Source organism: Amycolatopsis cynarae, assembly GCF_026802195.1.
Taxonomy (GTDB): domain Bacteria; phylum Actinomycetota; class Actinomycetes; order Mycobacteriales; family Pseudonocardiaceae; genus Amycolatopsis_E; species Amycolatopsis_E rhizosphaerae.
Map to the genome: position 1 here is coordinate 3,808,392 of NZ_CP113836.1, position 24,106 is coordinate 3,832,497.

The 24,106-nt window shown below is 70.6% G+C and carries 19 protein-coding genes; 7 read left to right on the plus strand and 12 right to left on the minus strand.

What is annotated here, in order from left to right:
• Entirely contained in the window at window positions 1–2,259 is a 2,259-nt protein-coding gene (locus ORV05_RS18215; protein ID WP_407652786.1) for a hypothetical protein, read from the plus strand.
• On the opposite strand, the gene ORV05_RS18220 is transcribed toward ORV05_RS18215, so the two are convergent.
• Window positions 2,246–3,031: an enoyl-CoA hydratase/isomerase family protein gene (locus tag ORV05_RS18220; protein WP_268440633.1), complete on the minus strand. Its 786-nt coding sequence runs from the start codon at window positions 3,029–3,031 to the stop codon at window positions 2,246–2,248. The two genes, ORV05_RS18215 and ORV05_RS18220, sit on opposite strands and share 14 nt — an antisense overlap.
• Window positions 3,032–3,041: 10 nt before the next feature.
• Window positions 3,042–4,004, minus strand: a complete 963-nt coding sequence (locus ORV05_RS18225) for an ATP dependent DNA ligase (protein WP_268440634.1) — start codon at window positions 4,002–4,004, stop codon at window positions 3,042–3,044.
• A 468-nt stretch (window positions 4,005–4,472) separates the two neighbouring features.
• On the opposite strand from ORV05_RS18225, the gene ORV05_RS18230 reads away from it, so the two are divergent.
• From ORV05_RS18230 to ORV05_RS18245, 4 genes are all read left to right on the plus strand, one after another.
• Window positions 4,473–5,414 (plus strand): EamA family transporter, encoded by a 942-nt coding sequence (locus ORV05_RS18230; RefSeq protein WP_268440635.1) that lies wholly within the window; start codon window positions 4,473–4,475, stop codon window positions 5,412–5,414.
• A 37-nt stretch (window positions 5,415–5,451) separates the two neighbouring features.
• A complete protein-coding gene (locus ORV05_RS18235) occupies window positions 5,452–9,285 on the plus strand; it encodes a non-ribosomal peptide synthetase family protein (RefSeq protein WP_268440636.1) in 3,834 nt (1,277 codons plus the stop codon).
• A 185-nt stretch (window positions 9,286–9,470) separates the two neighbouring features.
• Window positions 9,471–9,992, plus strand: coding sequence for a DoxX family protein (locus ORV05_RS18240; protein ID WP_268440637.1), 522 nt, complete (start codon window positions 9,471–9,473; stop codon window positions 9,990–9,992).
• A gap of 74 nt (window positions 9,993–10,066) precedes the next feature.
• Window positions 10,067–10,564 carry a flavin reductase family protein gene (locus ORV05_RS18245; RefSeq protein WP_268440638.1) on the plus strand — a complete coding sequence of 166 codons (498 nt, stop codon included), beginning with the start codon at window positions 10,067–10,069 and terminating at the stop codon, window positions 10,562–10,564.
• A gap of 97 nt (window positions 10,565–10,661) precedes the next feature.
• On the opposite strand, the gene ORV05_RS18250 is transcribed toward ORV05_RS18245, so the two are convergent.
• From ORV05_RS18250 to ORV05_RS18295, 10 genes are all read right to left on the minus strand, one after another.
• A complete protein-coding gene (locus ORV05_RS18250; RefSeq protein WP_268440639.1) occupies window positions 10,662–11,240 on the minus strand; it encodes a Rho termination factor N-terminal domain-containing protein in 579 nt (192 codons plus the stop codon).
• 66 nt (window positions 11,241–11,306) lie between these two features.
• A complete protein-coding gene (locus tag ORV05_RS18255) occupies window positions 11,307–12,431 on the minus strand; it encodes a calcium:proton antiporter (RefSeq protein ID WP_268440640.1) in 1,125 nt (374 codons plus the stop codon).
• A gap of 11 nt (window positions 12,432–12,442) precedes the next feature.
• The gene (locus ORV05_RS18260) at window positions 12,443–13,627 is read right to left on the minus strand and encodes a Cmx/CmrA family chloramphenicol efflux MFS transporter (protein ID WP_268440641.1); all 1,185 of its coding nucleotides are present in this window, start codon (window positions 13,625–13,627) and stop codon (window positions 12,443–12,445) included.
• A 219-nt stretch (window positions 13,628–13,846) separates the two neighbouring features.
• Window positions 13,847–14,080 carry an HNH endonuclease signature motif containing protein gene (locus tag ORV05_RS18265; protein ID WP_326938065.1) on the minus strand — a complete coding sequence of 78 codons (234 nt, stop codon included), beginning with the start codon at window positions 14,078–14,080 and terminating at the stop codon, window positions 13,847–13,849.
• A 312-nt stretch (window positions 14,081–14,392) separates the two neighbouring features.
• Window positions 14,393–15,268: an LLM class F420-dependent oxidoreductase gene (locus ORV05_RS18270; RefSeq protein ID WP_268440642.1), complete on the minus strand. Its 876-nt coding sequence runs from the start codon at window positions 15,266–15,268 to the stop codon at window positions 14,393–14,395.
• Window positions 15,269–15,421: 153 nt separating this feature from the next.
• The gene (locus ORV05_RS18275; protein ID WP_268440643.1) at window positions 15,422–17,899 is read right to left on the minus strand and encodes a LamG-like jellyroll fold domain-containing protein; all 2,478 of its coding nucleotides are present in this window, start codon (window positions 17,897–17,899) and stop codon (window positions 15,422–15,424) included.
• Between the two features lie 49 nt (window positions 17,900–17,948).
• On the minus strand, window positions 17,949–18,947 hold the full coding sequence (locus ORV05_RS18280) for an ABC transporter permease (RefSeq protein WP_268440644.1): 999 nt from the start codon (window positions 18,945–18,947) through the stop codon (window positions 17,949–17,951).
• Window positions 18,944–19,903, minus strand: a complete 960-nt coding sequence (locus ORV05_RS18285) for an ABC transporter permease (RefSeq protein WP_268440645.1) — start codon at window positions 19,901–19,903, stop codon at window positions 18,944–18,946. The genes ORV05_RS18280 and ORV05_RS18285 overlap by 4 nt, the downstream gene beginning before the upstream one ends.
• On the minus strand, window positions 19,875–21,476 hold the full coding sequence (locus ORV05_RS18290) for a sugar ABC transporter ATP-binding protein (RefSeq protein ID WP_268440646.1): 1,602 nt from the start codon (window positions 21,474–21,476) through the stop codon (window positions 19,875–19,877). The genes ORV05_RS18285 and ORV05_RS18290 overlap by 29 nt, the downstream gene beginning before the upstream one ends.
• The gene (locus ORV05_RS18295; protein ID WP_268759804.1) at window positions 21,476–22,564 is read right to left on the minus strand and encodes an ABC transporter substrate-binding protein; all 1,089 of its coding nucleotides are present in this window, start codon (window positions 22,562–22,564) and stop codon (window positions 21,476–21,478) included. Before ORV05_RS18295 ends, ORV05_RS18290 begins: the two co-directional genes overlap by 1 nt.
• Window positions 22,565–22,723: 159 nt before the next feature.
• Between ORV05_RS18295 and ORV05_RS18300 the strand changes: the two genes are divergently transcribed.
• Both ORV05_RS18300 and ORV05_RS36510 read left to right on the plus strand, forming a co-directional pair.
• Complete coding sequence (locus tag ORV05_RS18300) at window positions 22,724–23,725, plus strand: LacI family DNA-binding transcriptional regulator (RefSeq protein ID WP_268759805.1); 1,002 nt, start codon at window positions 22,724–22,726, stop codon at window positions 23,723–23,725.
• Window positions 23,726–23,994: 269 nt separating this feature from the next.
• The gene (locus tag ORV05_RS36510; protein WP_407652787.1) at window positions 23,995–24,045 is read left to right on the plus strand and encodes a tryptorubin family RiPP precursor; all 51 of its coding nucleotides are present in this window, start codon (window positions 23,995–23,997) and stop codon (window positions 24,043–24,045) included.
• Window positions 24,046–24,106 lie beyond the last annotated feature (61 nt).

Genomic DNA, 24,106 nt, shown 5'->3' on the forward strand with positions numbered 1-24,106 from the left:
ATGGACGGCACCGAGCACCCGGGAGCGGCGGAACGGGAACTGGCCCACCTGATCCTCCAGGCGCTGGAGGACGAGGAACTCCGCCAGGCACTCGACGAGGAACTCATCGGGGAGGACGAGATCCGGGAACTGGCCGTGGCCGACGGGGTGATCCCGGCCCGGTTGCGTGACGAGCGCGAGACGTTCCTCCGCGACCCGGAACAGACCATGGTGGTGACCACCGAAATCGCCCGGCCCGGGCGCCGGGAAATGGGTGTGCTGACGATCGCCCTCGGCGTGGTCCTCGGATACCACCTGCTGCTTTTCGGCGCGTGGCCGGCGATGCCGCTGTGGCCCGCGCTGCTGGGCCTCGCCGGTTATGCCGCCGTCGTGCTCACCGCGGGGCGGTGGGCTCACCGCCGGGTCCTGCCGCTGCGCCAGGCGGTCGACCTCGTCGTGTCCGGGAGCGCCGCCCGGCTCTGGCAGAGCTTCGCGGTGGACGGCATCGTCCTCCCCGAACTGCGCAGGATCGTCCGGACCGAGCGAGACCCGCACTACGGCACCGAACTGACCTTCCGGGGAGTGCGCGACCTGTACTCGGAACAGACGGGGACGGCACCGGTGATCACGGCCGGGCGGGCCCAGCTGTGGCATGCGGTCGCCCGCTCGGACACCGGCGCCATCGCGCTCGCGGGGCATCGCGGGGTCGGCAAGACCACCGCGCTGCGGCACGTCGCGTCCGGTGTGCTCGGGGAACCGCGCGGCCCGGGGCCACTGACGGTCATCGCCTCCGCCCCCGCCCGCTACGACGCCCGCGACTTCGTTCTGTACCTGCATGCTCTGCTGTGCAAGGAAGTCCTGCACCGCGTCGCGGGCGAGGGCGGAGAAGCCGGAGAGCGCCGTCCTGCCTTCGCGCGCGTGACGGGGCCGGTGCGGCAGCGGGAACGGGCGCGTCACGCGTTGCGCCGGGCGCTCGGCCACGCGAGCGCGATCGCCGTCGTGGCGCTTCTCGGCATGTGGTCCTGGGGCGGGCCCGCCGCCTTCGCCGCCGGGCTGCGCCGCCTGCTGGCGGGCTTGCCGTCGTCGGCCTGGGAGGAAGTGCCCCTTCTCTCCGCGGGACGGATCGGGGTGCTGGCCGCGGGGGCGCTGGTGGCGCTGGGACTCGCCCGCGACCTCGTGCTGCTCGGCGTGTTCGTCCTGCGCCGGCTGCTCGGGAGGAGGGCCGGCGGCAGCCGCCCGCCCGCGGATCTCCGGCTGCGCGAACTGCAGGCGGTCGCCACGCGGGAACTGCGGCACATCCGGTTCCTGCAGACCTTCACCACGGGCTGGTCGGGAAAATTCGCCCTGCCGTTCCAGAACGAGGCGGGCTGGACCTCCTCGTCGCAGAGCGCGGAGCAGCAGCTCACCTATCCCGAGGTGGTCGACCAGTTCCGGGCTTTCGCCGAGTTCGCGGCCGAAGTGCTCACCCGCGCCGAGGTGGCCCAGCGCCTGATCGTGGCGATCGACGAACTCGACAAGATCGCCTCCCCGGAGCACGCGCAGGAGCTGGTCAACGACATCAAGGGCATCTTCGACGTGCGGGGCTGCCTGTTCCTGGTGTCGGTCTCCGACGACGCGATCATCGCGTTCGAGCGGCGCGGGATCCCGGCCCGCGACGCCTTCGACAGCGCGTTCACCGAGATGATCCGCCTGGAGAACTTCACCGCCGAGGAAAGCTGGACGTGGATCAGCCGGCGGATACTGGCGCTTCCGGTTCAGTTCTGCGCGCTGTGCCACTGCCTGTCCGGCGGTCTGCCCCGCGATCTGGGCCGCTACACCGTAGCGCTGCTCGACGTGGCCCGCGATTTCGACCGGCCCACCCTGGGCCCGGTCACCACGGCCCTGCTGCGGCAGGACCTGGCACGCAAGGCCCACGCCTTCCGCGGCGCCGCCGCCACTCTCGAGAGCTCTCGCGCCCGCTCGGCCTTGATAGCCCGGATCATCGCGATCCCGTCCTTTCCCGGAATGGACGAACTCGCCGCCCTCGCGGCCGACCTGATCGGTGAGGTGGGGGACCCGGCGCTGGACGCCCTGCGCCATCAGGTGGCGAGCTATCTGTTGTTCTGCGCCACGGTCGGGCAGGTGTTCACCGACGAACTGACCAGGGACGGGCTCGACGGCGTGCCGGGCGGCGAGGTTTCCCTGCTCGCCCTGGCCCGCCGTCAGCTCGCCGCCGATCCCGGTGTGTCGTGGGAACTGCTGGAGAAGTTCCGCGTGGCGCGGGGGCTCAGCGACCGGTGAACACCGGCTTCTCCTTGGCGAGGAAGGCATCGACGGCATTGCGGTGGTCCTCGCTGCCGCCGAGGCGCGTCTGCGCCTCACCCTCGCGGCGCAGCACGTCCTCCAGCGGGAACGCCGCCGCCAGCGCCCGCTTCGCCTCGGCGTAGGCCAGCGTCGGTCCGGCGGCCAGCGCCGCGGCGAGACCGGCAGCGGTCGCGGCCACCTCCGCGGCGGGCACGACGCGCCCCGCGATGCCCCATTCCGCGGCCTGCGCGGCCGTGAACGGCGAACCGAGCAGGATCAGTTCGGCAGCCCGCGCCGTGCCCACGGCTCTCGCGAGCGTTGCCGACAGACCCGAGTCGCAGGTCAGCCCGATGCCGGTGAACGCCGTGCCGAAGCGGGCCGTCTCCGCGGTCACGCGGACGTCGCAGGCGAGCGCGAAGCCCAGCCCCGCGCCGACGCAGGTGCCGTTGATCGCCGCGATGACCGGCTTCGGCATGGTCGCCAGTGTGGTGACGATGGGGTTGTAGTGCTCGTCGATGGTGGCGAAGGCGGCCGCCGGTCCGGCGCGCAGCGCCTCGGCGTGCTCGGCCAGGTCCTGCCCGACGCAGAAGGCCTTGCCGGTTCCGGTGAGGACCACCGCCCGCACACCCTCGTCGCGCGCCACTTCCGACAGCGCCTCGCGCAGCGCCACCTTGACCGCGGCGGTGAGCGCCGGGCGGAGCAGTGTCACCGTGGCGACCGCGTCCTGGCGGGCCAGGAGAACCTCGTCGTTCCTGCTTTCGTCAGCCATGGCGGCCAGGCTAGCGCACTTTCTGAACGTTCGGTAGGTTATCCAGCTGCAGCCGCAGCGACCCACGCCACACCGGATCGTGCGGGTCGATGTCGGTGCGGAGGCCTCGCCACGAGGGCCGTTCGAGGCGGCCGCCCGCGCCGATCGCCCGGTAGCCGACCTCCGCCACCAGTGTCGGGCGCACCCACCGGGCGAACCGGCTCTCCCCCGCCGGAGGCGGCGTGCCGAACGGGCACTCGTCCCGCGCGAGTTCTCGCAGGACGGCCCGGACGGCCCGGCGGGAGGCCTGGGTGAACCCCGTGCTCACCCGTCCTATGTAGACCAGCCGCCGGTCCTGGTCGTACACGCCGAGCAGCACCGAGCCGAGCCGGTCCTCTCCGCCGCCGCGCTCGGGAAGCCAGCCGCCGATGACGGCTTCACAACCGCGCAGGAGCACGAGCTCGATCCAGTCCTCCGACTCCCGGCCCAGCCGGTACGGGGAGGCGAGCCGCTTGCCGACGATGCCCTCGACGCCATGCTCCCTGGCCAGCTGCGCCAGCTGCGTCGCGGACAGGTCCCGGTAGCTGGGCGGCACCTCCATCCCCGGCAGCCGGTCGAGCGCGAGGCTGGCCAGCAGTTTCCGCCGCAGCAGGTACGACTCGCCGGTGAGGTCCTGCCCATCAAGGCACAGGATGTCGAAGGCCCGGTACGACACCGGCGCCCGGCCCCGGCCCGGCGGGCCAGGGATCACCCCGTCGAGCACCATCCGCCGTCCGGCCAGCGGGCGCGCCATCGCGGCGAGAGCGGGCCGGGCCGCGGCGACCGGCCGCCCACCGGGGCCCAGCAGGGTCACTCCACCGTCGTCGAAGGCGGCCAGCGCCCGCACCCCCGCGGACTTCAGTTCCCAGGCCCACCCCTGCTTGTGCACCGGGAGCCGTCCGGGCACCGCCCGCATCGGCCCCAGCACGAGCCGATCCCGTATTCGCGTCGTCACGGTAGGCAATGGAAACAGCGGGAACCAAGAAGCGGGCAACCTCCGTCCGGACGTCGCGTGAACGTTCGGTTGCCCCGGAAACGGGCACCGGCGGGCCGGCGGGGCAAGTGGCGACGATCACCGGGGCACCCTCGCAGGCCCGCTCCCGGGGGCGGGAGCGATCCCACGCTCGCAACCAGAGCACACGATTTCGGCCGTTCGGCACCGGAAGCGGGCAGAGCGGGCGTTTTCCCTGCTCCATCCGGCGCAGCGCACGCATTGTTCACCCGTCATTCGCTTGAGCGGCCGCGAAACACCGGCTTAGGCTGAAGCTTTTCCCTTTCCCGGCCGCCCGCGCGCGCGGCCACCCCTCGTTGGAGTCCGGTTCACCGGATGTTGCTTGAACCGGCCGCGGGCCCCATCAACGATGAGACGGCCCTTTCAGCAGCCGGATCGAAAATCCCTCTTACCGACGACACGGGGAAAACGATGCCCGCTCCACCCCGCCCTGGTCCCGCAACCGCACGCCGCAAGACCGCCACCGACACGGCGCTGACCGCGCTGGCCCCCGCGATCTGGGGCAGCACCTACCTGGTCACCACCCAGTTCCTGCCGCCGGACCGGCCACTGCTCGCCTCCGCGGTGCGGGCCCTGCCCGCCGGCCTGGTCCTGCTGGCCGTGACCCGCACCCTGCCCCGCGGCCGGTGGTGGTGGCGGGCCGCAGTGCTCGGCATCCTCAACATCGGCGGCTTCTTCTCGTTGCTGTTCGCCGCCGCCTACCACCTGCCCGGCGGACTGGCCGCACTGGTGGTGTCCGTGCAGCCGATGCTGGTGCTCCTGTTGTCCGCGCTGCTGCTGGGGGAACGGATCCGCACCCCGCAGGCCGCCTCGTGCCTGCTCGGCACGGGCGGGATCGCGCTGCTGGTACTGCGGCCGGACGCCGGCCTGGACACCGCCGGTGTCCTCAGTGGACTCGGTGCCGCCCTCTGCATGGCCTCGGGCATCGTGCTGACCAAACGCTGGGGCCGTCCGGAAGGCGTGGGCGTGGCCGCCTTCACCGGCTGGCAGCTGACCGTCGGCGGACTCGCCCTGGTACCGGCCTTTCTCGCGGTGGAAGGCGTTCCCGGCCACCTCACCGGCAGGAACCTCGCCGGTTTCGCCTACCTGAGCATCGTCGGATCGCTGTTCGCCTATGCGCTCTGGTTCCGCGGTATCGAACGGCTGCCCGCGCTCACCGTCTCGTTCCTGGGTTTCGCCAGCCCGCTGACCGCCACCGTGCTCGGCTGGCTCGTGCTCGGCGAGCGGTGGTCGCCGTGGCAGACGGCCGGTGCGGTGGCCGTGCTCGCCGCGGTCGCGCTGGCCCAGCCCCGGACGCCGCGCGCGGTCCGCGAGCGCCCCGACCGCGCGCGGCTGAGCACCCACGCCTCCTGACCGGACAACTCGCCCACGAGGAAGACAGAGGAATCCAGTGGAAACGACCCGGCTCCGCTCCCCCGAACCCACCCCGGCCCGCACCGGCACCGTCACCGTCCTGCCCGACCTGCTCCGGCGCCAGGTGCTGGCGCAGCCCGGCGCCATCGCGCTCACCTGTGGTGAAACGCGCTTGAGCTACGCCGAACTCGAACGGTCCGCGCTCCGGCTCGGCGCCTTCCTGCGCGAGCGCGGCGTGACGACCGGCGAATGCGTCGGCCTCTACGTCGAACCGTCGCCGGAGACGATGACCGGTGTGTGGGGAATCCTCTCCGCCGGGGCCGCGTATCTGCCGCTTTCACCCGACTATCCCGAAGAGCGCCTCCGGTACATGCTCGAAGACAGCGGCACCACCACCGTGGTCACCCAGCCCCATCTCGCCGGCAGGCTGGCCGCGATCGCCGCGCCCGGGACGCGCATCGTGACGCCGGGCGACGCACAGGGGTGCGAACCGGCCGTGAGCGCGGCCCCGTCCGCGGAGGATCTCGCCTACGTCATCTACACCTCCGGCAGCACCGGCCGCCCCAAGGGAGTGATGATCGAACACCGCAGCATCGTTTCGCAGCTGCGCTGGCTGCACACGGTGGGGCATCTGGGCAGTGACACCGTGATCCTGCAGAAGACTCCGATGAGCTTCGACGCGGCGCAGTGGGAGATCCTCGCGCCCGCCTTCGGCGCCCACGTCGTCATGGGTGCCCCCGGCATCTACCGGGACCCGGATGCCCTCGTCGAAACCATCGCCCGCCACGGCGTCACCACGCTCCAGTGCGTGCCGACCCTGCTGCAGGCGCTGCTGGACACCGAAAAGCTCGGCACCTGCACCACGCTGCGCCGCGTCTTCTCCGGTGGCGAAGCCCTTTCCCGCCCGCTGGCGCGGCAGTTCGTCGCCGAGATGCCCGGGGCCTGCCTGATCAACCTCTACGGACCGACCGAGTGCACCATCAACGCCACCGCCTACCTGGTCGATCCCGAAGCCATCGAGGACGGCGCCGGGTCGATCCCGATCGGGGTACCGGTGGACAACACCCAGTGCTTCATCCTGGACGACGAACTCTCGCCCGCGGACATCGGCGAGATCGGCGAGCTCTACATCGGCGGTACGCAACTGGCCCGGGGCTACCTCGGCCGGCCTGAGCAGACCGCGGAGCGCTTCGTCCGCTCGCCGTTCGTGCCCACCGACCGGCTCTACCGCACCGGGGACCTCGCCCACTGGAACCCGGACGGCAGCATCCAGTTCGCCGGCCGGGCGGACAACCAGGTCAAGCTGCGCGGCTACCGCGTCGAACTCGACGAGATCGGGCTGGCCATCGAGGAACACACCTGGGTCAAGCGGGCGGCGGTGCTCGTCACCGGCGACACCCGCACCGGCTTCGACAACCTGGTGGCCTGCGTCGAACTGAACCCGAAGGAAGCGGCCCTGATGGACCAGGGCAGCCACGGCGCGCACCACCAGTCCAAGCAGAGCAAGCTCCAGGTCAAGGCGCAGCTGTCCAATCCGGGTGTCCGCGATGCCGCGCAGCTGGACGGGAAGCCGGTGCTGCCGCTGCCGGGACGGCAGGAGACCGAGCGCCAGCGCCGCGAAACCTTCGCCCGCAAGACCTACCGGTTCTACGAGGGCGGCGAGGTCACTGTGGACGATCTGCGGGCCCTGCTCGGGTACCGGCCCGGGCGCGGGCGATCCCGCGCACTGGAAGAGCTGACGCTCACCGGGCTCGGAGAGATCCTGCGCTGGTTCGGTCAGTTCCACAGCGAGCAGCGGCTGTTGCCGAAGTACGCCTACGCCTCCCCCGGCGCCCTCTACGCGACCCAGTTGTACCTCGAGGTCTCGGGCGTGGCGGGCCTCGCGGCGGGTGTCTACTACTACCACCCCGTCGACCACAGCCTGGTGCGCATCGCGGACCGGGAAGCTGGTCCGAACGCGAAACTGTCGGTCCACTTCGCGGGCAGGCACTCGGCGATCGAACCGGTGTACAAGAACAACATCGTCGAGGTGCTGGAGTTCGAAGCCGGGCACATGCTCGGTGTGTTCGAGGAGATCCTGCCCGGGTACGGGCTCGAAATCGTTCCCCAGGGCCATTTCCCGTCCGAAAAGGACAATCTGGAGATCGCCGCCGAGGACCACTACCTCGGCACTTTCGGGATCCGCCCCGGCACGAACACCCCTCGGCACGACCCGTTGGAGCTCTACGTGCAGGCCCACCCCGGCCGGGTGGCCGGACTGCCCGCGGGCCTGTACCGCTGGGCGGAAGGGGACTTCGCCCGCGTCGCGGACGAAGTCGTGCGACGGCGCGACGTGATCGCCATCAACCAGCGCGTGTACGACCGGGCGAGCTTCGGCATCGCGGCGGTCGGCCGCGCCACCGAGCCCTGGCTGGACTACCTCTGCCTCGGCGCGAAACTGCACCACCTCCAGCGCAACGGCCTGGGGCTGGGCTTCATGTCCTCGGGCTACAGTTCCAAGACCGGTCACCCGCTGCCCGCCGCGCGGCGGCTCGACGCGATCCTCTCCGGCGCCGGGATCGCCCCTGGCGCGTCGTACTTCTTCCTCGGCGGGCGGGTCAGCGACGAACAGATCCGCAGCGAGGGCATGCACGAGGACGCGGTGCACATGCAGGGCCCGGCGGAGCTGATCCGCGACGACCTGGGGCGGCTGCTGCCCGACTACATGATCCCCAACCAGGTGCTGGTGCTCGACGAGCTTCCCCTGAGCGCGAACGGCAAGGTCGATCGCACCGCACTGGCCGCCTCCCCCCTGGTGCGCGCGGCCCGCACGGACACCCCCCACGTCGCCCCGGCCACCGAAACCGAACGACGGCTCGCCGGACTGTGGGGCACCGCGCTGAAGTACGACCGGGTGTCCACAGAGGACGACTTCTTCGCCTCCGGTGGCAACTCCCTCATCGCGGTCATGCTGGTGAACCGGATCAACGAAGCCTTCGGCACACGGATGCCGCTGCAGGTGCTCTTCGAACACCCGAAGCTGGCCGATCTCGCGGACCGGATCGGGCACGGGGCGGGGGAGACCTCTTCGCGGCTGGTGCCGCTGCACGGGGCGGGCGAGCCCGGGACGCCGGTGTTCTGCTGGCCCGGCCTCGGCGGCTACCCGATGAACCTGCGCGGGCTCGCCGCCGCCACCGCACTCGGCGGCCCGTTCTACGGCGTGCAGGCGCGCGGCATCAACCCCGGGGAGGAGCCCTACGCCACGATCCGGGACATGGCCGCCGCCGACGTGGGCGAGATCCGGCGGATCCGGCCGTCCGGCCCCTACCGGCTGTGGGGCTACTCCTTCGGGGCCAGGGTCGCCTTCGAAGCCGCATGGCAGCTGGAACAGCTGGGGGAGCGTGTCGAGCACCTCCTGCTGATCTGCCCGGGCAGCCCCAAGGTCCACGGCACCGGTTCCGCTCACGACCGGACGGCGTCCTTCGCCAACCCCGTGTACCTGACCATCCTGCTGTCCGTCTTCACCGGAACGATCGCCGGGCCGGAGGTGGCACGGTGCCTGGCCGAGGTGACCGACGAGGACACCTTCACCGCCTTCGTCCACGAGCACAACCCCGCGCTGGACGAGCAGATGATCCGCCGGATCACGCGGATCGTGGGCCGGACCTACGAGTTCGAGTACAGCTTCCGTGAACTGGTGCGGCGGCGCCTGAACGCACCGGTCACGATCTTCAAGGCCACCGGCGACGACTACTCGTTCATCGAAGGCAGGTCCGGCTACTCCGCCGCTCCCGCGGTGGTGGTCGAGCTGACCGGCGACCACTACGGCGTGCTCAAGGAGCACGGGGTGGGCGAACTCGCCGGGGCCATCCGCGTCCGGCTGCCGGGCTGACCTCCCCGAAAAGGCCGGAGACTCCCACGCCGGAAGAACCCCTGTTCCGCCTGGCGCCGGAAGGGCTTTCCCGTCATCACCGGCCACCGGCCCGAGATCCGGCCCCGCATCGTGGACGCGGCCTTCGAAGCACTTCCCGCGTCTGACCCCTGCCACCGCAAAACCCATGAAGGAGAAGGAGAATCATGTCGACGGCCACCTCCGGTACGGCCACCCGCCCCGCCACCCGGACCGCTCCCAGCCCACTCGATCTGGGCCTGCTGCTGGCCCGCGTCATCCCGTTCGGGGTACTCGCCGTGTTCGGCGCACAGAAGCTCTTCGGCGCGTTCGGGGGCAGCGGCCTGTCCGGCACCGAGGCCGCGTTCGCGCAGATGGGCTACCACCCCGCGCTGTTCTTCGCGATCCTCGGCGGGGCCAGTGAGCTCGTCGGCGGCCTGCTGCTGATGTTCGGCCTGCTCACTCCCCTCGGTGCCGCGATGGCGATGGGCGTGATGATCAACGCGTTCAGCGCGGTGTCGAGCGCGCCCCTGAGCACCTCGGGCTTCCCGATCGTGGTCGGCGGACTCGCGCTGGCCCTCGCCTTCACCGGTCCCGGCCGGTACTCGCTCGACGCCGGTCGCCCGTGGCAGCGCACGGGACTGGCCTGGGGCGGGCTGAGCGTCGCGCTCGCCGTGGTCACCGCCGTCGCCTCGCTGCTGGCGTCCTGACCGGAAACGCAGGGCCGCCGGGGGAATCCGGCGGCCCGGCGCGTTTTCCGCTGGCGCACGGGTACCTCCCGGTCATGCCCGACATCGCCGAAGAGGACTTCAACACCCTGGCCGGGAGCCTGGACTACCCGATGTTCGTGGTCACCGCCGCCGGTGACGCGGGCCCGGCGGGATGCCTGGTCGGCTTCGCCACGCAGTGCAGCATCGCCCCGCCCCGTTTCATGGTGTGGCTGTCGAAGAACAACCGCACCTACGGGGTCGCCCGCGACGCGCCGGTCCTCGCCGTGCACGTGCTCGACCGGGACGCCGCCGCGCTGGCGGAACTGTTCGGCGCGCGGACCGGGCACGACACGGACAAGTTCGCGCAGTGCTCGTGGCGTCCCGGCCCGGCCGGGGTGCCGCTGCTGGACGAGGTGGCCGCGCTGTTCGTCGGGCACGTCCTCGAACGGCACGACACCGGCGACCACGTGGGATTCCTGCTGCGGCCCACCTCGGTGCAGCTGGGCCATCGCGGCGACGGGCTGCTGACGTTCCAGGACGTCCGCGATCTCGAACCCGGCCACCGCGCCTGACACCGGTCAGGACAGTCACCCGGCGTCCGATCCCTGGTTGAGCCCGGCCGCGCGGCCGGGCGTCCACTTCGGACGACCGGCCGCGCGGCCGGTTCACCTAGGCGTCCTCGCGGTCCGGGTTCTCCAGGCGGAAGAAGTTGCTCTGCGTGCCGTCGGTGCGTTCTTCCTGGTAGATGAAGTTCAGGCCCCGCTGATCGAAGGTCTCGAACCACTCGTCCCAGCCGATGTGCTGCAGGTCCTTCCCGCCGTAGCCGGGAAAGTCGAACCGCAGCACGCCCGGCCTGCCGCCGTGCTCGGTGCCCGGCACCGTGGCGGGCTGCGCGTCCCGCCGCTCGGCCCACCCGCGGATGACGTCGTGGTTGGTGGTGACCAGGCTGCGGCCCTCGCGTTCGGGCTCCTCCTCGGGGGAGGAGATCTCCTGTGCGTACTTGACCGATTTCGTCTCCTCCGAGCCCGGTCGCGCACCACCGCCGTGACTGCCCTCGCTGCGCGGCGTGGGGGCTCCCTTCGTTTCCCGGCCACCCGCCTCGGCGAGGGCCTTCACCAGGTCGCCCTTGTGCATGTGCGAGGTTCCGCTGAGCCCGATCTCCCGTGCCTTGGCCCGGAGTTCGTCCACCTTCATGTCCTCGAGTTCGGACTCCGTAAGCGTCTGTTTCCCTTGCCGGGTCTTCGCCATGTTTGCCCTCCTTCCTGCGTCGTCCGGTACGGCATACCCGCTCCGCCGCGGGTTCATACCGCCGCCTCAGCCCCACCAGAAGGCGGTCGCGATGATGGCGTAGAGCGAAACCAGCGCCAGCCCCTCGAACCACGTGCCCTCGCCGTCGAGCACGACCAGCACCGTGATCACCACGGCGAGCACGAGCGCGGCGATCAGCAGCGGCGGCAGGACCAGGGTGAACGCCGCCGCGCCGAGCAGGGGCGCGATGAGCACCAGCACCGGTGCGAGGACCAGTGCGATCTGCAGTGGGCTCTGCAGGATCACCGACAGCGCGTATTCGGCCCGGCCCGCGGCCGCGAGCTGGATGCCCACCACGTTCTCCACCGCGTTGCCCGCGATCGCGACGATCACCAGTCCGGCGAAGGTCTGCGAAATGTGCAGCGAGTCCATCGCCGGCTGCAGCCCCTCGACGAACCAGTCCGAGACGAGCGCGGCTCCGGCTCCGGCCACGGCCAGCACCCCGAGCGCGACCGGCAGCGGCCATTCCGGTGGCCGGGCCCTGGCCGGCTCCGCGCCGGAGGGCTCCCGCAGGGCCGGGGTGGCCAGCGACAGCCCGAACAGCACGAGCAGGATCACCGAGACGATCCGGGAAAGCATCGCCTCGTGACCGAGCGCGGGGGTGTGCAGCAGTGCGGTGAGCGCGGGCACCAGCATCGCCGCGACCGACAGCACGAGCATCAGGCTCAGCATGCGTGCCGGTCCCGTGGCGAATTTCAGCGGCCCGCGGCGCAGAGCGCCGACCGTGAAGGCCAGGCCCAGCACGAGCAGCACGTTCGCCAGGATCGAGCCGACGATCGCCGCCTGCACCACGCCGATCAGCCCGGCACGCAGCGCGAAAATCCCCACGAACAACTCGGGGAGGTTACCGAGCGCGCTCTGCACGACTCCGGTCAGTGTCGCGCCGAGCCGGTCGCCCAGTGCCTCGACCCCGCGTCCCACCAGCCGCGCGAGCAGAGCCAGCGCCACCGCACTGAGCAGGAACACCACCACTTCGAAGAGCCCGGCGGCCCGCACCGCGTACGCGGCGAGCACGGCGAGTACGCACAGTGCCACCAGCCGGTAGTCCGCCCGCGTCGGCCGGGGACCGGTCTCGCTCCCGGTCCCCGGCCGCCCTTCGCGGGCCGCCGACTGCGCCGCCCCGTCTCGCATCGCCGGAGGACCTACCCGTCCTGGGCGAGGCCAAACGGGAGTTCGCGCCGGAGGCCTCGCCGGAGTGGAAGCGCCAGGAACAGCGCGCCCGCGACGAGAAGGGCGCTGGCCCACACAGGCCCCCGCTGGGCCAGCCCGGTGCCCAGTGTCGCCGCGGCTAGGACCGGCCCCCCGGCGGCTCCGACGTTGAGAGCGGCCGTGGCGTACGAGCCCGCCATGGTGGGCGCCTCCGCGGCCTCGTAAAGCACGCCGGTGATCAGCGTGCCGCCCACGGCGAAGGACAGCGCGCCCTGGGAGAAGGACAGCACCAGCAAGGCCGCTGGTTCGGCGGCGGCGAGGCCGAGGACGATCCAGCCCGTGAGCAGCAACGGTCCCCCCACCGCGAGCACGAGGCCGGGGCGCCGGTCGGAAGCCCGGCCGGCGGCGGTGACACCGGCGAAGGATCCCAGGCCGAACAGCACCAGCACCACCGGTATCCACAGTGGACCGAGCAGGGCCACCCCGGTCACGATCGGCGCCAGGAACGTGAAGGTGCCGAAGGTGGCGGCGTTGACCAGCGCGCCGAGCAGCAGAACCGCGATCAGCCGCGGTCGCCGGAGCGCGCCCAGTTCCCGGCGCAGATCCGGGATTCCCGCCGCCCCGGGCAGGCCCGCCGTGGCGGGAATCCCCTTCAGCACAACGAAAACGCAGGGCAGGCAGAGGAGCGCGACCACACCGAACGTGGCGCGCCAGTCGAGCAGCGTCCCCAGCAGCGCACCGGCCGGGACCCCGGCGATCATGGCGGCCGTGGTGCCGCCCAGCAGGACCGCCAATGCGCGGCCCCTGCGGTCCGCGGGGACGAGATCAGCGGCGGCGGTGAGGGCGATGGCGAGGAACCCGGCGTAGGCGAGCGCCGCGACGATCCGGGTGGTGAACAGCACGCCGAAGGTTCCGGTGCTCGCACCGACGGCGTGGGCGCCCACGAACAGGACCAGGAAACACACCAGGCCGGACCGCCGCGGCCACGGGCGCGCGAGCGCCGCCATGAGCGGGGCGCCCACGATCATGCCGAGGGCGAAGGCAGGCACCAGCAGCCCCGCCGTGGCGATCGGGACGGCGAGGTCCGCGGCGATGTCCGGCAGCAGGCCGGCGAGCATGAACTCCGAAGTGCCCATGGCGAACACCGCCACGGCAAGCAGGAACAGGGAAAAGGGCATCGAACGACTCCGAGGTGAGCAGAGAACGGTTGAGACGTCTCGTCACCCCGGTCAGCGACCCGTCACTCCCGTCAGCCGCCACGACAGGCGGCGGACGGGACCGGTGATTCAGTGATTCAGTGGTTCAGGGGGCTGACGGGGTGACCGAAAGCCCCCACCCTGGATGCCTCGGGACTCGACACGCGCCCCACATTACTCACCCCGCGCTGGAGCTGCGACTCAGGCGGCGGTGGTGAGGGGTTCGGGTTCGCTGCGGTAGGTGCGACCGGCCGGGGTGGTGATCTCCAGAACGCCGCTGTCGGTCATGCGGTGGTGCCAACCGGGCTCGTCCTTGAGCCGGTGATCGCGGCGGCACAGGCCACAAAGGTTGGTGCTGTCGGTGCCACCGCCCCCAGCCCAGGGTTCGACACGGTCCAGATCGCAGGCCTGAACCGGACGATGGCACCCCGGCATCCGGCATTCCCGGTCTCGTACCTGGACCAGGTCTTTGGTGGCGGCGGATGGCCGGTAGCGGTGGCGGCCAACCTCGAACGCCGATCCACACGGGTGTAGATCGTCGCGGCGCTCTCCGCCCGAAGATACGCGTACAGGGTGGCCATCCCGTCGTCCTCATGGCACAGCTGACACTATCAGGGATCATTTCGAACGAGCGAACCGATAGTCGCACGGAAAAAATTGATCGCGCGCCCGCGTCAGGTTCTCCCGACATGGGCCGATCCGATGCCGCAAGCCCGAAATCCGCCACTCCGGCCGGATCGGCGTGGGCTACCCGAGTTCGGCGAGTTGCGGGACGGCCGGTGCCATTTCCTCGATCCACGCCGCCGGGGTACGGGTGATGGGAGTGATCATCACGGCGTGCACGCCGAGCTTGGCGTAGTCGGCCATGGCGCGGACGAACTCGTCACGCTTGTCCGGGGTCGGCCGGGGGTTGTTGGGCGTGATGGTCTTGCGGATCTCGTCGTAGTCCCGGCCCACCTCGTCGCAGTGCCGCCGCAACACGTCGAGTTTGTGCTCGACGTCCGCGGGCGAGGTGCCGAAGAGGTTGCAGGCGTCGCCGTAGCGGGCGACCAGCCGCAGCGTCTTCTGCTCCCCGCCACCGCCGATGAGCACCCTGGGCCGCTTGATCGGCTGCGGTGAGCACAGCGTCTCGGCCAACTGGTAGTGCTTGCCCTCGAACGGGCCGTTGTTCTCCGGATCCCACATCTGCGCGCAGATGCGCAGCGTCTCCTCCAGACGCTCGAATCGTTCGGCCAGCGGGGGGAACGGCACGCCGAGGCCACGGTGCTCGCGCTCGTACCACGCGGCGCCGAGGCCGAGCACGGCCCGCCCACCGGACAGCACGTCGAGTGTGGTGACGATCTTGGCGAGCAGACCCGGGTGCCGGTAGGTCACCCCCGAGACGAGGAGGCTGAGGTCCATTGTGGAGGTGTGCGCGGCGAGGTAGCCGAGCGTGGTGTAGCCCTCCAGCATGTTCGCCTCGGCGGGAAACCCGGTCGGCTCGATCTGGAAGTAGTGGTCCATGAACGACAACCAGGTCGCCCCGGACTCCTCCGCCGCGGCGCCGACCCTGGCGAGTTCACCGGCGATGGCGGCGGTACCGCCCTCGATGTCGAAAATGGGGATGTGGAAGCCGAGCTCCATGAAACGATTCCTCACGTGTGGCTGGTTCTTCACGGCCACCGTAGCTGCTGGAGCGCGCTCCAGGTCAAGCCCGAGCCACCGGAGGGTGGGACACAACCGGACGCAAACGCCGCGGCAGGGCCGTGAGGGCGTCCCTCACGGCCCTGCCCCGGCTCACCTGCCGCTGGAGTACAAAGTGGACACCTCGGCGTCGGACAGTGCCCGGTCGTAGAGGTGCACTTGGTCCACCGCGCCGTCGACGTAGTCGACCGGGTTACCCCCGTACTGGCCGCGGCCGATCACGGTGTGCCCGGTCGCCGCCTCACCGAGGCAGACGGACTTCGTCGCCACCGGCTGCCCGTCGACGTAGAGCTTCAACGTGCCCGAAACCGCGTCACGGACGCCGACGAGGTGGTACCACCGGTTCGCTTCGGGCGCCACCGGTGCCAGGGCCCTGGCGCCCACGACGCTGAACGCCAGCCGGTGGTCGGCGCCCGAGTACTGCAGGAAGAACGCGCTGTGGTCCCCGCCGTCCTGGCTCACCACGGTCTGGAACCCGTCGCCGGGCGCGGTGAACTTCACCCAGGCCGCCACGCTGTAGCTGCCCTCGGTGTCGAGCAGGGCCGCGCCGGTGTCGGCGAACTGGCCGGAACCGTTGGTGGCCAGCGCCGATCCGCTCTCCCCCGTCGTCCACGACGCACCGCCGACGAGCGTCGCATCATGGCCGCCGACGACGTCCTTGGCGACCGTGCCCGCGTTCTCGTCGAACGGATACGCGGCGATGCCGTCGATGCCCGGCGTGCCGGAAGCCGCCACGGGCCCGGCCTGGACCGCACCCGTGACGCCGTTGATCACGTCCAGGTTCGCCGCCCGTACCGCCGCGAAGTCCATCTTCTGCACCTGCCGGTCGTAGGTGAGGAATCCGTTGACCTCCTTTTCGACGTCGGTGGTCTGCGTGTAGACCCCGGCGGACACCCCGCAGCGCTGTGCGACCAGCTTCAGCCGTTGCTGGAGTTCCGCGTAACGGCGGGTCAGCGTCGCGCTGTCCGGCTCCATCTCGTAGGCGAAACTGCCCGACGGATCGAACTGGTGACCGTCCACTTTGAGCCCCAGCCCGCCGTACTCACCGTCGACGGCGGCCCGCGTTCCCGCCTGGACGGGAGTTCCGGGGCCGGTGTAGGTGTGGTCGTCGTAGAGGTCGCCCCTGCCGCTGTCCGGTTCGGACCGGCAGCAGTTCACTCCCGACTCCGCGTCCACCAGCCTGCTCGGGTCCCAGGCCTTGACCTCGTCGGCGATCCGGCCGACTTCGTAGTCGCCCCAGCCCTCGTTGAACGGCACCCAGGTGACGATCGACGGGAAGCTGCGGTGCTGGTCGATCATCCGGTGGAGTTCGGACTCGAAGTTCACCCGGGCCGCCGGGCCGGGCTCGACGTCGTCCTTCATCGCGGGCATGTCCTGCCACACCATCAGGCCGAGCTTGTCCGCGTAGTAGTACCAGCGGTCCGGTTCGACCTTGATGTGCTTGCGCACCATGTTGAACCCGAGCGCCTTCTCCTGCTCGAGGTCGGACTTCAGCGCCGCGTCGGTGGGCGCGGTGTAGATGCCGTCGGGCCAGAACCCCTGGTCCAGTGGACCGATCTGCATCACGAACTTCCCGTTGAGCAGCATCCGTTCCCGCCCGTCGGCGGTCCTGCCCACTCCGATCGAGCGCAGGCCGAAATAGGATCCGGCCTCGTCACCGCCGGAGAGCCGGACCTGGAGGTCGTACAGGAACGGGTCGTCCGGCGACCACAGGTGCGGATTGCGGATGCTCAGTTTCAGCGGCTGGTTCGCGTCCCCGCCCGCGTGGCCGACGACGGTGCCGTGGTCGCGGGCGATGACTTCGACGTGCTGGCGGACGGGGCCGCCGACCTGGGCGGTCACCGTGACGGAACCGCTCGCGGCATCGGGAACGATGTCGAGGCGGTCGATGTGGGCGGGCGTGACCGGCTCCATCCACACGGTCTGCCAGATGCCCGAGGTCGGGGTGTAGAAGATGCCGTCACCGGGCGACCGCTGCTTGCCCAGGGGCTGCCCGCCCTGGTCGTTGGGATCGGTGACGCCGACGATCAGTTCCTGGTCCCGGCCGGTGGTCAGCGCGTCGGTGACGTCGACGGTGAACGAGTCGTAGCCACCGGTGTGGTGCGCCACGGTCCTGCCGTTGACGATGATCGTCGCCTCGTAGTCCACGGCCTGGAAGTGCAGGAGCAACCGCTGCCCCCGGCCGCTCTGCCAGTCGCGCGGTACCTGGAAACCGCGCCGGTACCACATCTGCGTCTCGTGCCGCATGATCCCGGACAGCGCGGATTCCACCGGATAGGGCACGAGGATGCGTTCGGGGAGAGCGCGGCCGACGGGCGCGGCATCCCCCGGCCCTGCCTTGGCGAATTCCCAGACACCGTTGAGGTTCTGCCACTTCTGCCGGGTCAGTTGCGGCCGCGGGTACTCGGGCAGGGCGTTCGACGGCGAGACGTCGGCGGTCCAGGGCGTGCTCAGGGGCGGCGTGAGCCGATGCCATTGCGGGGTGTCCCCGGCATGCGCGGCGGGGACCGCGAAGCCGAGGAGCGCGACGACGAAGGCGAACAGCATCGCCGTCCAGCGGGCACGGGACATGAATGACCTCCTCCACGTGATACGGGCAAGGAAGGCACCCGACCAGGGGTTACCCCCGGGTGCGGGCGAGCAGACGCTGGATCACCACCACGACGAGCAGGAAGGCCCCGCTCACCACGGTCTGGTAGTTGGCGTCGAGGGTGCCGATCTGGTTGATGACGTTCTGGATGAGGGTCCGCAGCAGGACGCCGACGAGCGTGCCGGCGATGGTTCCGGCGCCGCCGACGAGCAGCGTCCCGCCGATGACGACCACCGAAATCGCGTCGAGTTCGGTGCCCACCCCGATCACGGTGACCCCGGAGCGCAGGTAGGCCGCGGTCAGCACGCCCGCGAAGGAGGCGAGGGCGGCGCTGAGCACATACAGCTTGATCTTGGTGCGCGCCACGGGCAGTCCCATGAGCAGCGCGGACTGCTCGGCGCCGCCGATCGCGAACACGGAATGCCCGAAGGCGGTGCGTCGCAACAGGACGGAGCCGAGTCCGAACAGGACCAGCGCGAGATACACCGGGACGCCGATGCCGAGCAGTTTCCCCTGTCCCAGCTGGAGGAACGGCGAGCCGCCCTCGACCCGGTAGGTGTCGGCCCCCTCGCCGGTGATGGCGAGCAGGAGGCCGCGGGCGAACAGCAGCGTCGCGAGTGTCACGATGAACGGGGCCATCCCGGTGCGCGCGATGAGCAGGCCGTTGACCAGGCCGATCAGCGAGCACACCGCGAGTGGCAGGACGATCGCTACGATCGTGCCGTACTGGCTGCCGTACGCGGCGAGCACCCCGCCGAGCGCGTACACCGAACCCACGGACAGGTCGATGCCGCCGGAGATGATCACGAAGGTCATGCCGAGCGCGATGATCGCGAGGAACGAACTCTGCAGCGCCAGATCGCGCAGGTTGTCGGCCGACCCGAAGTGCGGGAAGGACAGCCAGGCGACGACGGCGCCGAGCACGAGCACCACGGCGGCACCCTGCCGTTGCAGCAGTCCGGCGACGGCGGCGTTGCGACTGGTGGTGCGGGTGGTGTCGCGGCCCGTCGGTGTGGCGGTGGCGGTCATCGGCCGCTCCGTTCGCGGGCGAGGTAGACCGCGACGACGATGATGGCCGCCTGAGCCATCTGTGCCGCCGAGTCCGGAAGATCGTGCTTGATGAGCGTGGCGTGCACGAGTTGCATGAGCAGGGCGCCGAAGACGGTGCCAAGCACGCGGACCCGGCCGCCGGTCAGGGGCGTGCCGCCGACGACGACGGCGGTGATCGCGGACAGCTCCATCAGCTGACCGAGGTCGCTGGGGTCGCCGGCGCCCAGCCGCGCGGTCGCCAGTACCCCGGCGATCGCGGCCAGCCCACCGGAAAGCGCGTACACGGTGAGCAGTACGCGCCGGACCGGGAGCCCGGCGAGGGCGCTCGCCGCGCGGTTGCCGCCGATCGCGACCAGCCTGCGGCCGAAAGCCGTCCGCTGCACGAGAAGTCCGGCCAGCACGGCCAGCACGCCCGCGACGAGCACCATGACGGGGACGCCGAGGACGTCGCCGGTGCCCAGCGCCAGGAACGTGGGGTTGTGCAGCCCGAGGAGCTGCCCGTGGGCGAGGACCAGTGCCAGCCCGCGGCCGCCGACGAGCAGCGCGAGCGTGGCGATGATCGGCTGGATGCCCAGGAACGCGACCAGGAAACCGCTGAACAGTCCGGAAAGGACACCGGCGGCGAGTGCGGCGGCGATCGCCGCCGCCGGTCCGGCACCGAGGTAGAGCGGGACGAGCGCGGCCGTCAGCGCCATCACCGACCCGACCGACAGGTCGATGCCCTCGGTACCGATCACCAGCGCCATCCCGAGCGCGACGATGCACACGGGCGCCGCCTGCACCAGCTGGGTACGGAAGTTGGCGGCGGACAGGAAGTTCGCCGTGAACAGGGCGTTGAACAGCAGCAGCACACCCACGGCGAGGTAGACGCCGTACTGCTGAAGCCAGGCGGTGACCCGGACGCGGTCAGGCGTGGTGAACGTGGCCGTCGCCATCGTGTCCCCCTCCCGCGGACTCGGCCGCGATGGCGGCCAGGACGTTCTCCTCGGTGATCGCCTCCCCGGTCAGCTCCCCCGCCACCGCACCGTCGGCGAGCACGACCACCCGGTCCGCGCCGTCGATCAGTTCCTCCAGCTCCGACGAGATCAGCAGCACGCCGAGTCCTTCCCTGGCGAGTTCGCCGATCAGGGCCTGGACCTCGGCCTTGGCGCCGACGTCGATCCCGCGCGTCGGCTCGTCCAGCAGCAGGACCTTCGGCCCGGTGGCCAGCCACCGCGCGAGCAGGACCTTCTGCTGGTTGCCGCCGGAGAGTTCGGCGGCCTTCTGTTCCGGGCTCGCGGCCTTGATCCGCAGCCGGTCCATGAAGATCCGCACGATCCGGTCCTGGCGGGACCTGCTGACCAGCCCGAACCGGGAGAGCCGCGGCAGTGCGGCCAGGACGATGTTCTCCCGGACCGACAGGTGCGGGATGATCCCGTCGGCCTTGCGGTCTTCGGCCAGCAGTCCGATTCCGGCCCGCACGGCCGCCGCCACACGACCGCGCTTCACCGGTCTCCCGGCGAGCAGTACCGTCCCGTCGTCCAGCGGGAAGGCCCCGATGATCGCCCGTGCCGTCTCGCTCCGGCCCGAGCCGAGCAGTCCCGCCAGTCCCACCACCTCGCCGGGCCGGATGCTCAGCGAGACACCGCGCAGGCGGCGCATCCCGGTCAGGTTTTCGGCCCGCAGCAACGGTTCCCCGCCGACCTCGTGCTCCTTTCCGTCACCGGTGACCCCTTCCTCGCGAATCCGGCGGATCTCTCGGCCCAGCATGAGCGAGACCAGTTCGATCCGCGGCAGGCCGGGCAGCGGTCCACTGTGGACGACATGGCCGTCGCGAAGCACGGTCACGCTGTCGCACAACCGGTAGAGCTCGTCCATGCGGTGGCTGACATACACCACCGCGATGCCCTGGCGGTGCAGCCGGTCCAGCACCTCGAACAGCTTCTCCGCTTCACGCGGTTCCAGTGACGAGGTCGGCTCGTCCATGATGACGACCCTGGCGTCGGTGGAGACGGCGCGGGCCAGCGCCACCATCTGCTGCGCGCCGACACCCAGCGAGTGCAACGGACGGCGGACGTCGCCGGTGATACCGAAGCCGGCGAGCAGTCCGGCGGCCGCGGCCTGCATCGCCTTCCGGTCCACGAGACCGGTCTTCGTCCGGGGTTCGCGCCCGAGGAAGACGTTCGCGGCGATGCTCATCAACGGAACGAGGTTGACCTCCTGGTAGATGGTCGAGATCCCGGCGCGCTGCGCCTCGTCCGGCCGCCGGAAGGCGACCGGCTCGCCGAGATAGCGGATTTCGCCCTCGTCCGGCCGGTGGACCCCGGTGAGCACCTTGATCAAGGTGGACTTCCCGGCCCCGTTCTCCCCCACCAGCGCGTGCACTTCGCCGGGCCGGAGCGTGAAGGCGACGTCGTCGAGCGCGAGCGTTCCCGGGAACCTCTTGGTGACGCCGCGGACTTCAAGGACCGGTCTCGTCGTCATCGCGGGCCCTTCGGAGGCGGGACCGGTGTCGGTGGCGGCGGTCATCAGTACGCGTTCCCGGCCTTCTGCGCCGCATTGGTCTCGTCGTAGGAATCGTCACTGATCACGATGCTCGCGGGAACCGGCAGGCCGTCGGCGAACTGCCGCAGCGTCTGGAAGGCGAGCCGTCCGAAACGCGGGTTCGACTCGATGACGGCGTTGTAGCTGCCGTCCGCGATGAGCTGGACCGCGTTGCGCGTACCGTCGATGGAGACGATCTTGACGTCCTTGCCCGGGGTCTTGCCCGCGGTGCGCAGCGCGTTGACCGCGCCGACGCCCATTTCGTCGTTCTCCGCATAGACCGCGGTGAGATCGGGATGGCTCTGGATGAGCTGTTCCATCACGGCCTGCCCCTTGGACCGGTCGAACTCGCCGGTCTGCTCGGCGACCACGGTCAGTCCCGGAGTCTTCGCCAGTTCGTCCTTGAAACCCTGGGTCCGGTCTGTGGTGACATTGTTGCCCGAAGAGCCGAGCAGGATCGCGACCTTGCCGGTCCCGCCGGTGACCCGCACGAGCTCGGCGGCGGCCCGCCTGCCCTGCTGGACGAAGTCGGAGCCGATGAAGGTCAGGTAGTCGGTACACGGCTGCGAAGTGACCTTGCGGTCGATCGTGACCACGGGAACCTTCTTCGCCTTCGCCGCGTCGAGTGCGGGCTGCAGGCCGTCGGAGTTCAGTGGCGCGACGATGAGCAGCTGGGCACCGCGGTCCAGCAGCGACTTGATGTCGCCGATCTGCTTGTTGAGATCGCTCTGGGCGTTGGTGACCAGCAGGTGGTCCGCCGGGATGCCGAGCGCCGCGGCCTCGTCGCGGATCGACTGCGTCTCGGCGATCCGGAACGGGTTGGCCTCCTTTTCGGACTGGGAGAAACCGACTATCGCGGTCTTCGGATCGATCTTCGGATAACCGGTTCTGGTGAGCGTGCAGCCGTCGCCGGCGGGGGCGGCGGAAGCCGCGGAAGCCGCCGAGGCGGCCGGGCCGCCGCCTCCGGTGGACGGGGTGGCGGACTGCTCGCGGCTGGTGCACGCGGCGAGCAGGAGTACGGACGAGGCCGCGGCGATCAGCGCGGCACGGGGACCAGGACGACGGACGGACAGGGGCACGACTACTCCTCGGGGCAGCGACGTCGATGACCCACTCGCCGGAGTGACTCAGGTCACTTCGGAAGCTGAAACCAGTTTTACATCGTTGGAACAACGTTGTAAAGCCGCCGGTCGAAGGTACGATCGGAGCAGTTCGAGGTGAAGGGACCGCTCGTGGCCGTGACCCTGAAAGACGTCGCGAGGCTCGCCGGGGTGTCGGTGAAGACCGTGTCGAACGTGGTGAACGGCTACGCCTTCGTCAAGCCGGAGAACCGCAGGCGCGTGGAAGAGGCGCTCGCCACCACCGGCTACCGCCCGAACCTCGGCGCCCGCAACCTGCGCCGCGGCCGTACCGGCTTCCTGGCACTGATGGTGCCCGAGCTGAACATCCCGTACTTCGGCGAACTGGCCGGACTGGTCCTCACCGCGGCTCAGAAGCGCGGGTGGGCCGTCCTCATCGAACAGACACAAGGGACACGAGACCGGGAGCGCGACACCCTGGCCTCGCTCGGCCCGCATCTGGTGGACGGGGCGCTGGTGCATCCGGAGGCACTGGAGGCGGCGGATTTCCCCGACCCGTCCGGCGGGATCCCGCTGGTGATGCTCGGCGAGCACGCGGTCGACGTGCCGATCGACCGCGTGGCCATCGACAACGTGCTCGCCGCGCGCACCGCCGTGCGCCATCTGGCCGGCCTCGGCCGCCGCCGCATCGCGGCGATCGGCCTCAACGCGGCGCGCGGCACCAGCGACCAGCGGATGGCCGGGTACCGGGCGGCGCTCGCCGAGACCGGTCTGTCCTATGAGGACGAACTGGTCGCTCCGGCGGAGAAGTACCACCGGGCCGACGGCGCGGCCGCGATGCGGGCCCTGCTGGCCCTGCCCACGCCGCCGGACGCGGTGTTCTGCTTCAACGACCTCCTCGCGATCGGCGCGCTGCGGGCGGCCACCGAATGCGGCCTGCGGATTCCGGAGGACGTCGCGATCGCCGGGTTCGACAACAACGAGGAAAGCGCGTTCTGCACCCCGACGCTCACCACCATCGCCCCGGACAAGGCCGCGCTGGCCGAAGCCGCCATCGACCTCGTCTGCCGTCGGATCGCCGGTGAGGCCTCGGCGCCCGGGCAGTACATCCAGACCCCGTTCGCCTTGAAGGTCCGCGAAAGCACCGGCGGCTGAAGACGACCCGAAACCGCGGTGTCCGATTTTCACCGGGTGAAAAGCCTACCCGGTGACCCCAATCGCGGCAATGGTTCAGACCGGGTACAGAACAACGCGAACCGAAACCTCGAACCGGCCGGGCAACGGGCCCGCCCTGGGCTTGACCGGGAAACCACCGGCGCGGTTACCCTCGCCGAGGGCCGGTATCGCCCGGCCCGTCACCACCGGCTGTTCCATTCCACGAGAAATCGGAGGTCACGGTGAAGTTCGTCCGACTGGTCAAGAGGATGCTGCCGCAGAAGAGCCTGAAGTCCTACGCCTGGTACGGCTGGATCTGATCGGGTAAGCGCCTACAGGGTCCGGTCCGGCGAAGTCCGCCGCCGGACCGGGCCCGAATTT